Source organism: Photobacterium ganghwense (assembly GCF_003025595.1).
Taxonomy (GTDB): Bacteria; Pseudomonadota; Gammaproteobacteria; order Enterobacterales; family Vibrionaceae; genus Photobacterium; species Photobacterium ganghwense.
The window spans coordinates 918,881-933,663 of sequence record NZ_PYMI01000002.1; the positions used below are offsets into that span (position 1 = coordinate 918,881).

General features: G+C 48.2%; 13 protein-coding genes. 7 read left to right on the forward strand and 6 right to left on the reverse strand.

Translation table 11 applies throughout. The features are described 5' to 3' along the window. Positions 1 to 184: 184 nt before the first annotated feature. Complete coding sequence (locus C9I92_RS09940) at positions 185 to 424, forward strand: hypothetical protein (protein ID WP_242551962.1); 240 nt, start codon at positions 185 to 187, stop codon at positions 422 to 424. A 177-nt stretch (positions 425 to 601) separates the two neighbouring features. Here the strand turns inward: C9I92_RS09940 and C9I92_RS09945 are convergent, their stop codons facing one another. From C9I92_RS09945 to C9I92_RS09955, 3 genes are read right to left on the reverse strand one after another with little or no spacing between them, the layout of a single operon-like run. Then, on the reverse strand, positions 602 to 1,966 hold the full coding sequence (locus tag C9I92_RS09945) for an ATP-binding protein (RefSeq protein ID WP_047884462.1): 1,365 nt from the start codon (positions 1,964 to 1,966) through the stop codon (positions 602 to 604). After that, positions 1,956 to 2,615, reverse strand: a complete 660-nt coding sequence (locus tag C9I92_RS09950; protein WP_047884461.1) for a response regulator transcription factor — start codon at positions 2,613 to 2,615, stop codon at positions 1,956 to 1,958. Before C9I92_RS09950 ends, C9I92_RS09945 begins: the two co-directional genes overlap by 11 nt. Next, on the reverse strand, positions 2,612 to 2,977 hold the full coding sequence (locus C9I92_RS09955) for a PepSY domain-containing protein (protein ID WP_047884460.1): 366 nt from the start codon (positions 2,975 to 2,977) through the stop codon (positions 2,612 to 2,614). The genes C9I92_RS09950 and C9I92_RS09955 overlap by 4 nt, the downstream gene beginning before the upstream one ends. A gap of 161 nt (positions 2,978 to 3,138) precedes the next feature. Between C9I92_RS09955 and C9I92_RS09960 the strand changes: the two genes are divergently transcribed. Further along, positions 3,139 to 5,025 carry a methyl-accepting chemotaxis protein gene (locus C9I92_RS09960; RefSeq protein WP_047884459.1) on the forward strand — a complete coding sequence of 629 codons (1,887 nt, stop codon included), beginning with the start codon at positions 3,139 to 3,141 and terminating at the stop codon, positions 5,023 to 5,025. Positions 5,026 to 5,288: 263 nt separating this feature from the next. Here C9I92_RS09960 and C9I92_RS09965 read toward each other — a convergent pair whose 3' ends face one another. Continuing rightward, a complete protein-coding gene (locus tag C9I92_RS09965; RefSeq protein ID WP_169776016.1) occupies positions 5,289 to 6,296 on the reverse strand; it encodes a DNA ligase in 1,008 nt (335 codons plus the stop codon). 268 nt (positions 6,297 to 6,564) lie between these two features. On the opposite strand from C9I92_RS09965, the gene C9I92_RS09970 reads away from it, so the two are divergent. From C9I92_RS09970 to C9I92_RS09985, 4 genes are all read left to right on the forward strand, one after another. Then, positions 6,565 to 7,380, forward strand: coding sequence for a phosphotransferase family protein (locus tag C9I92_RS09970; protein WP_053061766.1), 816 nt, complete (start codon positions 6,565 to 6,567; stop codon positions 7,378 to 7,380). A 289-nt stretch (positions 7,381 to 7,669) separates the two neighbouring features. Next, positions 7,670 to 8,734: a PTS sugar transporter subunit IIC gene (locus C9I92_RS09975; protein WP_047884458.1), complete on the forward strand. Its 1,065-nt coding sequence runs from the start codon at positions 7,670 to 7,672 to the stop codon at positions 8,732 to 8,734. Positions 8,735 to 8,864: 130 nt separating this feature from the next. Further along, positions 8,865 to 9,536: a chromosome segregation ATPase gene (locus C9I92_RS09980; RefSeq protein ID WP_242551964.1), complete on the forward strand. Its 672-nt coding sequence runs from the start codon at positions 8,865 to 8,867 to the stop codon at positions 9,534 to 9,536. A gap of 301 nt (positions 9,537 to 9,837) precedes the next feature. Further along, positions 9,838 to 10,158 (forward strand): cupin domain-containing protein, encoded by a 321-nt coding sequence (locus C9I92_RS09985; RefSeq protein WP_047884456.1) that lies wholly within the window; start codon positions 9,838 to 9,840, stop codon positions 10,156 to 10,158. Between the two features lie 83 nt (positions 10,159 to 10,241). On the opposite strand, the gene C9I92_RS09990 is transcribed toward C9I92_RS09985, so the two are convergent. Continuing rightward, positions 10,242 to 11,735 (reverse strand): FAD-dependent oxidoreductase, encoded by a 1,494-nt coding sequence (locus C9I92_RS09990; protein ID WP_047884455.1) that lies wholly within the window; start codon positions 11,733 to 11,735, stop codon positions 10,242 to 10,244. A 395-nt stretch (positions 11,736 to 12,130) separates the two neighbouring features. On the opposite strand from C9I92_RS09990, the gene C9I92_RS09995 reads away from it, so the two are divergent. Further along, entirely contained in the window at positions 12,131 to 13,099 is a 969-nt protein-coding gene (locus C9I92_RS09995) for an outer membrane beta-barrel protein (protein WP_047884454.1), read from the forward strand. A 250-nt stretch (positions 13,100 to 13,349) separates the two neighbouring features. Here the strand turns inward: C9I92_RS09995 and sstT are convergent, their stop codons facing one another. After that, the gene (sstT, locus tag C9I92_RS10000; protein WP_047884453.1) at positions 13,350 to 14,591 is read right to left on the reverse strand and encodes a serine/threonine transporter SstT; all 1,242 of its coding nucleotides are present in this window, start codon (positions 14,589 to 14,591) and stop codon (positions 13,350 to 13,352) included. Positions 14,592 to 14,783: the final 192 nt, after the last annotated feature.

The window sequence follows — 14,783 nt, forward strand, 5'->3', positions numbered from 1 at the left end:
TCGATACCTTCGTTTTAAATTCCGGGGGCAGGATTCTACACCAAACCTTTTTGAGACGCATATAATCTTTAGGTTTTCAGTGCTTATTCTTTAAAACTGGCACTCAGGTGTCCTACCATCGTCTAATTGAAGCCCTTTTGATGGTGTCATTTAATGAAACAGACATTATCAAAGGAGTATGGTCATGTTACCTGTAGCGATGAGTGTAGCTGAATACCTGTTTGTTCTGACAGGTATTGGCATGTTAATGACCGGCATTGTGCAATATGGCCGCCGTACCAGTGACTGGGGCGGGATTGTGAAAATGTTTTATAAGCGCATTGGGATGACGGTCAGTGAGTACAAATGGTATCGCCTGGGTATCGGCGTACTGATGTTGGGTATCGTGATTCGGATTCTGAATTTGACCCTGTGGCCGATGTAAGCCTGCTTCATCGGTACAAGTGAGATGAAACAGGCTTGTTGCCGTTCTTGTCGCATTAGCTTCCGGTGATCATCGTTCAGGGTGATAACCACCGGAACTGTTGCGCCTGGTTACATCAGGTAAGTTTTATCAGGTCATTAGATGAGTTGCGAGTTACTTGTCGCCACTTATGTGCAACTAGTTACGTGGTTTCGGCAACTGAACCGTTGCCCGTAATCCGCCTAGCGGGCTTTTCTCCAGCCCGAGGCGACCCCGATAAGTATGGGTCAGTTCTGCAACAATACTGAGCCCCAGTCCGGTACCCGGTGTGGTTTCATCCAGCCTCACTCCGCGCTTCATGGCGTCCTGACAGGCTTGCGCATCAATACCGGGCCCATCATCGTCAATAACGATGGTCACCGTGTCTCTGTCGCTCTCAGTCGTTTTTGTGCCTGGGGTCGGAGGCAACTGGTGAACGCGAATCAGGCTGGTTGCCCATTTGTAGCTGTTTTCGATCAGGTTACCCAGAATTTCATCCAAATCCCGTTTCTCGACCGCTACCATTAAATCACTGTCCAGCTCATTAACCAGGATAAGATCTCTTTCTACATACACTTTATCCATCGCCATTGAAATGGCATCCACTCGCACAGACGGAGCGGTTTTGGCTGCGAGAATATTGGCTGCACCTGCCATACGGGCACGGCCCAGATGGTAATCAATGTGTTGCTGAAGTTGGGCCAGTGTTGGCTGCAAACGATCTTTTTCTTCTGGCGGCAGCTTTCCGACTTCATTGTGAAGCACGGCTATAGGGGTTTTCAGGGCATGAGACAAATTGCCGGCATGGTTTCTGGCGCGTTCCAGCACTTCCTGATAGTGGAAGAGCAGGGCATTCAAATCATCAACAACCGGGTGGATTTCCGCCGGGTATCGACCGCTGAGCTCTGAAGCTTCACCATCACGAACTTGTTTGAGCTTCTGCTGCAGACGACGCAGTGGCAGCAGCGACCAGCTGACCTGAAACCAGATCAAGATCAGAATCCCGATGACCATCACCGTCAGAATCATCCACAGCCCGTTAGTCAGCTGTTTCAGGGTGTGAAGTAACGGTTCCTGGTTCGCGGCAATGACTACATCTACCGGCTCCTCTTTTTCAGGCAAGAAGAACTGACGTTTTACGACCAGCAAAGACTGCTGATTAGGGCCGGTGTAGCCATTTTCTTCGTCACCTTGAATACGGGTATCCCATAGCGAGCGTGATCGTAATTCGAGCCCGTTGATGCTCAGGCTCCAGTAAAGGCCACTGTAAGGCTGCTGAAAACGAGGATTAGAAAGCCGTTTGGGCGCAATGACATTACGGGTGCTGTCGACATCCACCATCGCTGTCAGTTCATCCATGTAGAGATAGAGTTGCTCTTTCTCTTGGTCGACGAGATAGCTTTTGATGAAAGTCGGCACCACATAACTTGCCGCAGCAGTAATACCCAACAGCCATACCGCCGCTGCCAGCAGCAGTCGGCTGCGTAGACTCGGCAGAGGGCTGGATGCAGGATTAATCTGCATTGATTCGGTATCCGAGGCCCCGAACGGTTTTGATCACATCGCCGCCAATCTTACGTCGGATACGCCCGATAAAAACTTCAATGGTATTGGAGTCTCGGTCGAAATCCTGTTTGTAGATATGTTCAACCAGCTCGGTACGGGAAATCACTTTGTCAGCGTTGTGCATCATATACGACAGCACTTTAAATTCGAGGGCAGTCAGTGAAATATCTTCACCATTGTGAGTGACTTTGGAACTACGTGTATCGAGGCTTAAACCACCCACCTGAATCACCGGTGAGGCATTGCCGGTTGAACGTCGGAGCTGAGCACGTAAACGGGCGATAAGTTCAACCATTTGAAAGGGCTTGGTCAGATAATCATCGGCCCCGGCATTTAGCCCTTCCACTCGCTGGGTCAACTCGTTACGGGCACTCAGAATAATCACTGGACAGGAGACGTGTTCTTCACGAATGCCTTTTAACACGGTCAGACCGTCCAGTTTTGGCAACCCCAAATCGAGCACTATGGCATCCCATGGCTCTGATGTGGCACGGTATAACGCGTCAATCCCGTCACTGGATAATTCCGCAACCCAGCCACTTTGTTCAAGTCCGGCGACAATTTGATCCCCAAGGGCTAGTTCGTCTTCTACCACCAGTACTTTCATTCGGAATCCTTGATAATGTGTTCTAAACCACGGCCTTTTATTTCGGTTAGGGTGAGGGTTTTGGCTTCGTACTCGACTTTAACGACATTATTTTTCGGATCGAGTAGCTTGAGCTCATAAACCCAGACACCGTCGTCTTCTTCCAGCTCTACTTTGATGATTCTGCCATTGAGCTGATGTTTTACTTTGGCCTGAAGCTCGGAATAAGGACGAATTAAGCCCTGCTCAACGGCAAGCATGACATCCGTTTGGCGTTCATCAACTTCCAGCGGGACATCATCGACACTGAACGCGGCCGGACTGATGACAGAAAGTGATGCAGCCAGAATCAGTGAGTGTAATAAAAGGCGTTTACTATTCATGAGTTTGAGTGTAACGAAACCTTGATGAATCTGGAATGAATATCATCATGAAATTTAGTGGGTTTTGATTAAAAAAGTACTATTCACAAGTCGCATATAATATAGTGGTCACACTTAAAACCTCTTTTTTATTAACAATTTACAAACAATTAAGGGATGCGATGCAGTTATCATTAAAAGCAAAGCTTTTGCTGTCGAGCTTTGCCGCCATTTCTATTACGGCTGTCGCCCTTGGAAGCTTTTCGTACCTGTCGGCAAAAGATCAGGTCTGGCAGTCGATCAAAAGTGAAAGTAAACATACGGCTATAGCGGTGACCAAGGGGATTGATGATTGGCTTTATGGGAAGCAAGCTGCAGTTTCAGCTGTGGTTAAAGTTCTGGAACGACAGGACAATCCGGATGTTGTTGCCCACTTGAAGCAGTCGCTGGACTCCGGTGAATTCGGGCTAAGCTACTACGGCAGTCGTGAGGGGCAAATGTTCCGTCATGATCCGAGCCTGAACACGGCGGGTTATGACCCTCGTACGCGCGGTTGGTATAAGCAGGCGCAGTCTGCGGGCAAAGCCATCATCACTGCACCTTATATCAGCCACACAATGCAGACACTGGTCGTGACGCTGGCTGAGCCAGTCAATAAGCTTGGTCAGATGCAAGGGGTTGTCGGGGCAAACCTGGCATTGGGTAAGCTGACACAGGATGTCCTGAATATTCCGGTACCGGGCGACGGTTATGCCATGCTGTTAGATCTGAATAATCAGATTGTAGTGGCACACCCGAACGGTCAGTTGCAGCTAAAGCCGTTGTCTGAGCTGGGTTTGTCTGCAGGCATACTTCAAAATGCGATGCGAGAAGGTGGTTTCTTCTTCAGTAACTTTGATGGCCGAGAGCGAGCCGTTGCGGTGAACACGGTTGAGGCCTCTGGCTGGGCTCTGGTTTTGGTCATGGATAAAGCAGTACTGGAAGCGCCGCTGCAGCAAATGCTGATTGATGAAATTATCATTGGTTTGATTGTGATGCTGGGTGTAGGTGGTGTTGTCAGCTGGATGCTGACCCGTCAGTTACGCGAGCTGAACAATGTGTCGATGGCACTGGCAGATATTGCCAACGGTGAAGGGGATCTGACGGTACGCATTGATGTCAACAGCGAGGATGAAGTGGGCAAGCTGGCATCAAACTTTAATCAGTTTGTGGCACGTCAGCATGTGATGGCTTGTCAGCTGCGCGATATTACCAGTGAGCTGAACCGAAATGCGGCAGAAGCGGCCGCAGCGGCGACACAACGCAGCGAAAATATCCGTCAGCAGCAGGATGAAATCACCATGGTGGCGACGGCAGTGACGGAAATGGCCAGTGCAACGCAGGAAATTGCCGGCAATGCTGAGCACACCGCAAAGACGGCTGAACAGGCAGTGACCCTGGCGGGGGAAGGCCATCAGCAGGTCAGCCAAAGTCAGTCCTCTATTGGTAATCTGGCTAGCGAAGTAAACAGCGCCGTTGGCATTATTGAAGTGCTGAATGAGCATGCCCAGAAGATCAGCACGATTCTGTCGACTATCCGTGCTATTGCTGAGCAAACAAATCTACTGGCTTTGAATGCGGCCATTGAAGCTGCTCGTGCCGGTGAGCAAGGTCGTGGTTTTGCGGTTGTGGCTGACGAAGTGCGCGTATTGTCCCAGCGTACTCATACCTCAACGGAAGAAATCCAGTCGATGATTGAGACCTTGCAGTCAACCACTCGTCAGGCGGTTACTGTTATGAGTGACAGCCATCAGTTGGCAGAAACCAGCGTACAGGATGTGGATGCCGCAGGTGTCAGCATCAGCAGCATCACGCGTGAAATAAACCTGATAAGTGATATGGCGACACAAATTGCGTCTGCTGCCGAAGAGCAGTCAAGTGTGACGGCTGAAATCAGCCGAAATACAGAAGGCGTGCAGGAAGTGGCTAACCAAATGGCTCAGGAAGCGCTGGAAGCCGCGAAACAGGCTGAGAACCTGAAAGCCCTGGCAGACCAGCTTGAGCTTGAGGTAAGACGCTACAAACTGTAGTTCGAGTCAAGCTGTAATTCGAGTATCTGTTTAATACATCAGAAAACGCCCTGTATGGAGTCATTCATGCAGGGCGTTTTTATTTTTGGCGCGTTTATTTTTCAGTTTGATCGGTGTTTATTACCTTGAACCCCGCGTATCTCCTGCGCTATAGATGAGAGACTATTAATACAGGGTTTTAGGTGTGGTTAAAAAACGGTGGTTAAAAAACTATGGTTAAAAAATTGTGGTTTAAAAATCTGCGCATTAACGACCAGGCTGAGTTAAATGTCCGGACTTTCACGAAGACGAATAAAACGGGCAAAGCGTGGGATGCCTCGGTCGGTATAGCCGTTAAATCTGAATTGAACAGTACTGCCTATGGGCGGTGGGTTAGCACGTTCAAGGTCAGAGAATCCACTTCCAATTTTGAATCGGATATTGTCTGAGGTTTGTACCCAGATTGCTCCCATCTTTCCCGCGTATTTTCCTTTACCCGGCTCGTATCCCACAATAATGGCTTCGCTGTCTTGGTGCGTCTTTAGCTTGATAAGTCCGTTACTGATACCATTCTGATAGGCGTTGTTTTTGTGATGAAGCATGACCCCTTCACCGCCGTTGGTATCAATACGCTTTAACAGCGTTTCAAGTTGCACATAGCGTTCAAGCCTGCGTTGCTCAATGACACGAATAAAGGGTTCATCAATGTGCTGCGATAAACTAGAAAGCGCCGCTAAACGGGTTTTGAAGGGGCCTGCGACAGAAGGTGCATCAAACAGCATAAAGTTGACAGCCTGCCATTGCTGAGCATTAGGAACTTTATCCCTGATAATGGTTGCCAGTGTCTGAAATTGGCCACGACCAATCCATAATTCACCTTCAATGATGGTCTGTCGGGGTAACGAACGGGTGAACCAGTCAGGGGCATAAATAGGGTTTCCCTGCCGCGTTTTCAGCTGAACGCCATCCCAAATCGCACGAATGCCATCCAGCTTTTCACTTACAAAATAATCATTGAGTGACAAGGATCCCTCGGTAACGGTGCCAGAGCTATCACTAGCGATAGGATGAGGTACTGCATTTTGGGCAGTGATAATTGCATGCAGTGTTTCAAGGCTGACAGGGCTTGATCGCATGACAGTAAGTGGGGATTGTAAAGGCTCTGGAGCAACTGAATCTGGATTGAGTTGCAAAGATTGGGATGAAACACAAACCCCGAAAGGGCTGATACTTAGGCCGATCAGTGCGGCCAGCATGGAAAGGCGAGAAGGCTGAATCACGGGTTGGCTCATAATGTTACCTGCGTTCATGGAAACGGGATCTTTACCCTAATACCTGTGGTATGTGATGAAGACAGGTTCTGGCCGCCTGATACACGTAATTTCGGGAGACCTATCACCAGTTATGCAATGGATGGAGCATTTACACTGAAATTGCGGGTAGACTGACGGCTCAAAAGCGGTGAGAAAGTTGCCTGTGCAGAGCCGCTTAAGTTAATAAACTGATTACTTAAATCAATTTACAGGCGACTGAAGTCCGGCAACAGGGAGAGTTGAGTCAATGGCTGAAGAATTGGCACAAATGGGGGCATCAAGTGTTAAGAAAATTCATTGGCAGGGGAATTGGGCGATTCAAAAGACAGACGCCTCACTGCTGGAAATGATCTTTTACCGCGATGTTGCACCTGAGTTGCAGCCTCTCGGCGTGCAAACACCGAACTTACTGGCATGTGATGTCAGTACCCGCCGGTTAGTAATTGAATATCTACCCACTAAAGTGCAATTAACGGAAGCATCACTCATACAGGCATTGGCTCACCTTGCAGCGTTACATGAGGTGAAAGGGATTATGAGTCGTCCACCCATGTATACCTGCACCTGGACGTTATCCGCCACTGAACAGGCACTTGATGCTCTCAGACTTGATCATCCCTCGGCACGGATTATGGCGGAATTACAAAGTCAGTCGGATTATTTGTTTGAACCGCTGCACTTTTTGTCCGGTGACAGCAATGAAGGAAATTGGGGCAGAAACATGGCAGGGCAACTCTGCCAGTTCGACTGGGAGCGATTTACTGTGGGGCATCCAGCCATAGATTTGGCACCAATGATTCCCGGCATGGGAAGCCGTGATAACTACGAAGCAATGGCAGACATGTACTTAGCCCATCGTCATTGTTCCTCGGGCACCGTCCCATCACGGTCTGAACTGATTCGTCATATTGCACTGGCAAAATCCTGGCTCATTGTTGAAGTCGTCAACATCCTAAAGCAAAGGAAGCATCCTGCTATCGGAAAATATCTCGACTGGTATCGCCAGGTCTTACCCGATTGGCTACAGCACTCCCATAAACTCTGCAACCTGAGTGTTCTGTGAAAGTGGAGCGTGTGTTGTGATCCAGGGACGTACGAAATATGAAGATGCCAGATGCCAGATGCCAGATGCCAGATGCCAGGTGCTAGACGACAGGTGGAATGAGCTATTTGCAGGTGCTTTGCGAATGCCAAATGCCTGATAATGACCCAGGAATGACATTGAGTGCATATTTTATAAGAAAAGCAGCAACATAAAGATGGCAGACGTCATTGGCACCCAGCCTTGAGTGAGATAAAATCCGCCATCTTTCTGTTCAATCACCACATTTTTCATACAACATTATAAAAATATGCAACAACAGCAGCTATTCTCATCCCGTTTAAGTGCTTTTCTGGCACGAAAAAACATCTCACTATCAGCGCATACTTATTTGATTCATGCCATGAGCTTTATGGCGTTGGGTTTGTTTTCGTCTCTGCTGATTGGCTCGATTCTTAATACTATTGGCATTAAGTTCGGTATTCCGTTGTTTACGGACACCCTATGGCCGCTGGCAAAACAAATGACAGGGCCGGCCATTGCCGTTGCTGTGGCTTATGCCCTGAAAGCACCGCCGTTGGTTCTGTTCTCTGTCACGACAGTTGGAGCCGCAGGTGCTGCAGTTGGCGGGCCGGTCGGTGCGTTTGTTGCCGCTTTGGTTGCGACGGAAACCGGTAAGCTGGTGGCAGGTGAAACCAAAGTGGATATCCTGGTCACACCGGCCGTGACAGTGATTTGTGGTGTGGCCGTTGGTGCCTGGATAGGCCCTTACATCGGTGCGCTCATGACTTCGTTAGGCGATTTGGTTATGTCAGCCACTCAGTTGCAGCCGCTATTGATGGGCATGGTGGTTGCGGTATTGATGGGGATGGCATTAACACTGCCAATCAGCAGTGCGGCGATTGCGATTATGTTAAGCCTTAACGGACTGGCTGCAGGGGCGGCAACCGTTGGTTGCTGTGCGCAGATGATTGGTTTTGCGGTGATGAGTTTTCGCGAAAACCGTTGGTCGGGTTTGGTCGCCCAGGGACTGGGGACTTCGATGCTGCAAATGCCCAATATCATCCGTAACCCTAAAATCTGGTATCCGACTATTCTGACCTCCGCTATCCTTGGGCCCATTTCGACCCTGGTGTTCTCAATGGAAAACACACCGCTCGGGGCGGGGATGGGGACATCCGGTTTGGTCGGACAGATTCAGTCATATATTGCTCTTGAGGCCGCTGGCTGGCAAAGCAGTGATATTTACCTGAGCATTATCTTACTGCATTTGGTGTTACCTGCCGTGCTGACGTTGTGTTTCTCAGAACTGATGCGCAAGAAAGGGTGGATTAAACCGGGGGATCTAGCGCTGGATGTTTCGGGCACTAAGTAAGCAATTGAACTATTCCCCTGTTTTTTCAGGATGTTTGATATTACTTTGACATTCGTGCTCACCTATACTGGTAACATAGAAAAAATTATTGTCTGGTGGTCTTGGTTACCGACAGAGCATGGATAAAAGTATGACATCTTGGAAAGTATCTTTAGTGGCTGGTTTAGTGTTAGGCGGAATCTTAGCCACTGCCGCTTTACAGCGTGAACCGGGTCCGAGTCAGGAAGCTTATGATGAACTGTTGCAAAAAAATGCCCAGTTGGTAAGTGAACAAGAGTCGATGACGGCGCGATTTGAGCAGTTTGAAACGGATAAAGCACTCGAGCTTGAAGCGATTAATACCTTGCTGCGACAAAAAGAAGAAGCGCTTGATGCGCAGAAAAGCAAATATGAGCAGGAAATCGCCCAGCTGAAGCAGCAACAGCAAACCATCAAAAAAACGGTGGTGGTAACCAAGAAGAAACTGGAAAATCAGGTTGTTGAACTGGCATCAACGGCTGAAAAACAGAAAAAGGTTTTGGATAACTCTAAAGCGCTTTATCAGCAACAGCTTTTATTGCAAAAGCAGGTTGCTCAGGCGGAAGTGGATGTCAGTACGGCAAAGCGTAAAGCGAAAGAGTTCAAGAAGGCTTGTGATGAATTTAAGTCCGGCACCAGTTGGAACTGGGTATCTCAGGCCGATTGTGACAAATATGAAGCCCGTCTAAAAGCTGTCGATGATGCGCAGGCGCAGCAAACTGCGTTAGAGCAGGAATTGGCAGAGCTTAATCAGAAGATTGATATTGAGATCCCAAAACCTTAATTGCCTTTAACCTCTGCTCACAACGAGCAGGCTGCGAGCCAGTTAACGAAGAACGCCAAAAAGACGAGGAAATCCCTCGTCTTTTTTTGTTAAACCTAAGGTGGCAGCAGAATAGTTTTTACGAGTAACAAGTGACATGTATGTCGATCTGGTCCTGAAGTCTATTTGTACCAGAGCCAGAAGCACTGATGAAAGGCAGCACGGAAATGGAATCCTGAACCCCAATTCAAAAGCCAATACCGAAACCAGAAACCAGAAATGAAAAAATTACTCATCGGTTTTAAACAAAGGAACCCGAAAAATGCCGAACGTATTTCATGCCATTCCCGGCGCATTACCCGAAGAATTGATGGAGGATTTGGTTTCGACGTCCCAAGTTAGGATTGAGCGGATTGTTTCGCGTGGCCATACGACACCGACAGATCAATGGTACGATCAGGATGAGCATGAATGGGTTATGGTGGTTAAAGGACAGGCCCGATTGCTGTTTCAAGAAGGGATGAAGGAAATCAGTCTGAATGAAGGGGATTACGTTAATATTCCCGCTCATGTCCGCCATCAGGTTTCATGGACCAAGCCAGATGAAGAGACCATCTGGCTTGCCATTTTTTACCATGATTAATGCACACACTGAGAAGTGACACTGCGTGTTTTAACTGTTGTACTTAAGCCAACAGTTGAGATCTTTCAGGAGCGAAGACAATCTCAAGCTAACGGATAAGACAATGTTTTTGCCAGTGCTTCCGGGTATTCGCGTTCTATAGCCAGCTCAATCGCCTTCGATTCCACTTCATGATGAGAAAGTGACGATGTCACCGGGAAGGCGTTTTTCTGACTCTCTGAACCGGACTTCAGCGTGATTAAACCATCACGTTGTAACTTTTCCAAAATACTGTCAGCGGCGGATAGTGCAGAAGACGCTTTTACAATTTCTGTTCTAGCGTAACGGTGCCCGTCAAAAGAAATATCGGCAGCCCGCAGAGTGGCATCATCACCGGGAATTTGCTGAGCACCGAACAGTGGTTTACCGCCAATCGTCGCGGACTCGTACGCCGGAACAAAACGGGCGATATGACTGATAGCTCGCTGCGAGCGCAGGTGAATATCTTCAGTTTGCCACCCGGTAGTCAGCTTACGGATGAAGCGTTCAGCCAGCTTTGGTTGGGCACTGTCCGGTGTGCTGGCAACCAGCCCTTCACGGAACAAGGTGATGTCTTCTGTCATTCCATGTAACTGGAAAAATCCATCAGGATAAGGAGTGAGCTGCGCCATGCCATCCGGAGTGCCGCGTTCACCATGGAAAATGACCTCCGGCCAAACGCCTTCACATTCCAGCCAACGGGTAACATAGGCGGCTTTGAATTCCACCAATCGCTGACGTTTCAGTTTGGCCAAATCATCAATAACACCGGTCTGGAAACCGCAGGCATTGACCAGATAATCCACTTGCGTGCTGAGACGTTGAGACTGCTGCGAAGCAGAATCGTACTGTTCAAACTCGATGCTCCAACGTAAATTGGCTTCCTGATTCACTTTTACCACGCGGCTACGCGTGTGTACCTGGCAGCTTGGTAACCGATCCAAAGCTAGGTTGGCTGTGGCGGCCAGACGGAACACACTCCATCCATATTCCTGTACCAGTACCATCGGGTATTTAAACTTATCCAGTTCCAGATGTTTGGCAACAGGAATCATCCAGTCATCAAGCCGTGTTGGCGTAACAGGGTTAGGCTGGCAGCGTAGTAGCTCCATAGCCGCACGATCGTACAGCTTGAAGTAATGTTCGGGATTACCCAGGACACGATTTCCGACATCTTCATTAACCAACTGGCGGTAAGCAGCCTGAAGCTGAGTCAGACGTGGCTGCAGGGCGTCTGGCTGACCGGCATCATGTTGCGGTATAGCGACCACTGTCGGGCGAATATTGGTGGTGTGCGGAAATACTTTGAGTGTCTCGATGGACTGTTTTAGCAGGGTAAGACACTGCTCGTCAGAAATCTCCCGATAGAGGTTCCCCCCTGCGTGCAAGTGGCAGATTGGCGGCCCATTGACCAGGCTGCTCCCTTCTTCAAACAGTTCTACCTCAATACCTAATTCGGCCAGACGTAGTGCGATGGTTGAACCTGCAATACCACCACCGATGATACCTACCGACAGCGGGCTGTGTTGAGGATCTGCAGCGAAGCCTTGATCTTTCATAAATGAGTAAGCCGTTTTCAAAAATAATCTGTTGAAACTGGGTCGATTCTACTGTGCAGGGGAGTTATTGAAAACCGAAAAACTTTAGGGACATTCGAATTCTCGCTCATGACACTGTCAGAAATTAAAGACAATGAGTGTTATTGATTAAAAAAGTTCAATATTGTGTCAAATTTATCCTATGTTATTGATGAGGTTTACGTTCGCAGTTAGCATGTATTTGCTTTTGGGTGATAGGGTGCACATAGGATGGCTGTAAACTAAGCCGTAAACTCACCAAAAAACAGCGACCTCTAAAACTGGTGATTTTTTTGGTAAGGAAATTTGTACAAACATCCAGAGTGTTCTACACATAACTTTAGGCAGTGGCATAAACAAAAAAAGGAACAAAACGTATGGCAAAAATCTTAAAATTGCTACCGTTGGCTATTTTGATTTCAGGTACGGTGAGTGCAGCGACAGATAACCCTTGGTATGTCGGTGCTCGAGTTGGTGGGACAACCTTCGATAATCAGGATGGTGTCCTCAGTGGTCAGGATCTTGATAAGAATGACTGGGGTGGCGGTGCATTCCTTGGTTACAACTTCAACAAATGGTTTGGCGTTGAAGTAGGTTATACCTACCTGGGTCAGGCTGATTATCTGAATGACGGCTTTGAAGTTCAGGGTATGGATTTCGTGGGTAAATTCACTTACGAAGTTTCTAAGTCGTTTGATCTCTACCTGAAAGCGGGTGGTTACTGGTTTGATGCTGACAATGGTGTTGTGAACGAAAGTGATACCGGTGTCAGCGGAACAGCGGGTGTTGGTGCGGAATACTTCTTTAACAATGACCTGTCTGCGCGTCTTGAGTACCAGTACTACAACCAGATCGGCGATAAGCCATCTCCTGGTGAAAGTGATGTGCATTTCTACGGTGTGAGCCTGGTTTATCACTGGGGTGCTCCAGCACCTGCGCCTGTCGTTGAACCAGAGCCAATGCCAGAACCTGTCCCGCAAGTTGTGCGTGTTGATGCAGTGAGCGCAACTCTGCCGTTTGCGTTTGACAGTAAAGCATTGTCTCCTGACGACATTCAGAAACTTCAGCCAGTGGCTCAGCAACTGGTCGATTACCCTGATACCAAACTTTACGTCGTAGGCCACACAGACAGCCGTGGTTCACTGGAATACAACCAGAAACTGTCTGAAGAGCGTGCGAAAGAAGTAGCCGGTTATGTTGGCCAGCACTTTGGTATCTCTCCTAGCCGTGTTGTTGTGAAAGGCAGCGGTGAACTTGAGCCAGTTGCATCAAACGATACTGATGAAGGCCGTGCACAAAACCGTCGTGTCGAAGTCTATGTTCCTGGCTTCGAAATGACGAAGTAAGCGAGATCTGAAGTCAGCTATATCTACCGCAACTGTTTGTTTAGGTACGATTCTGCTGTAATTGATTTTTTCGATACACGCAGAGCAAATAAAAAATCCAGCCCACATGGGCTGGATTTTTATTTTGGGCTTGGTTCTGCTTGTTGGTTGCTGTGTCTCGATGACTGTCTGTCTTAGTCTGTTGTCCGGTAACAACTACGTTGTAGAAACAACTCAGAAACACAGCGTATCCAATAAAGCCTGTAAAAATTTATGCGGCTTCAGCTTCAGCCGCTTGTGACTTTGCCTCGGCAGCCTTACATGCTGCAGCGGTAAAGATCACGTCGGTTGAGCTGTTCAGCGCTGTCTCTGCTGAATCCTGAATCACACCGATAATGAAGCCAACCGCTACAACCTGCATTGCCACTTCGTTTGGAATGCCAAACAGGCTACATGCCAGAGGAATAAGCAGCAGAGAGCCGCCCGCAACACCAGATGCACCACATGCAGAAACCGCCGCAACAATACTCAGTAGAATCGCTGTCGCAATATCAACATTGATACCCATTGTGTGTACCGCCGCCAGTGTCAGCACTGTGATAGTGATTGCGGCACCACCCATGTTGATGGTTGCACCCAGTGGGATAGAGACTGAGTAAGTATCTTCGTGCAGATCCAAGTCTTTACACAGCTGCATGTTCACAGGGATGTTAGCTGCTGAACTACGTGTGAAGAATGCGGTAATACCACTTTCGCGGATACAACGCAGTACCAGCGGGTATGGGTTTTCTTTCGTTTTGAAGTACACGATGGCAGGGTTAACAATAAAGGCAATCACAGCCATAGAACCCAGTAGTACACCCAACAGGTGTGCGTAACCAAATAGTGCGTCAAAACCGGTTTCAGCAAAGGTACTCGCAACCAGGCCGAAGATACCGATTGGTGCCAGACGGATCACGAAACGAACGATTAGCGTAATACCGTTGGAGACATCGTGGAAAACCTGCTTAGTCGCATCGCTTGCCTGATGCAGTGCAAAGCCTAGTGCAATCGCCCATGCAAGGATGCCGATAAAGTTACCTGTCATCAGAGCGTTAACTGGATTATCAACGATCTTGAATAGCAGGGTATTAATCACCTCAGTGATCCCTTCAGGCGGGTTAGCACCTGTTGCACTGGTAACCAGAGTCAGAGTGGTTGGGAAAAGGAAACTCATGGCTACTGCTGTCACCGCTGCCATGAATGTACCGAACAGATACAGCACAACAATTGGTTTCATGTTGGTGTGAGCGCCTTTCTTCTGGTTGGCAATGGATGATGCGACCAGAATAAAGACCAGAATCGGAGCAACTGCTTTTAGCGCGCTGACAAACAGACCGCCAAGGAAACCAACCTTGAGAGCAGATTCCGGAGAGAATAGAGCAATAACAATACCGGCGATAATACCGAAGAGTATTTGTACCACGAGGCTGCCATTGGCGACCCGTGCCAGAAAGGGTTGTGATTGATTCATATTACATCCTGCTTATTTTTTACTTATATGTGGAAGCATTTAATATTGCTTCCGCCGCATTTTGTAACAGGAATTGTGGCATATTTCTATAGCCAATCAAAGAAACTTTTACTTTACTCAATATTAACATTTGTTTCCCCTTTATTGGCAAAGTGCTGCCGTATCAGGGGCGGCGATGGTGGTTTTCTTAAC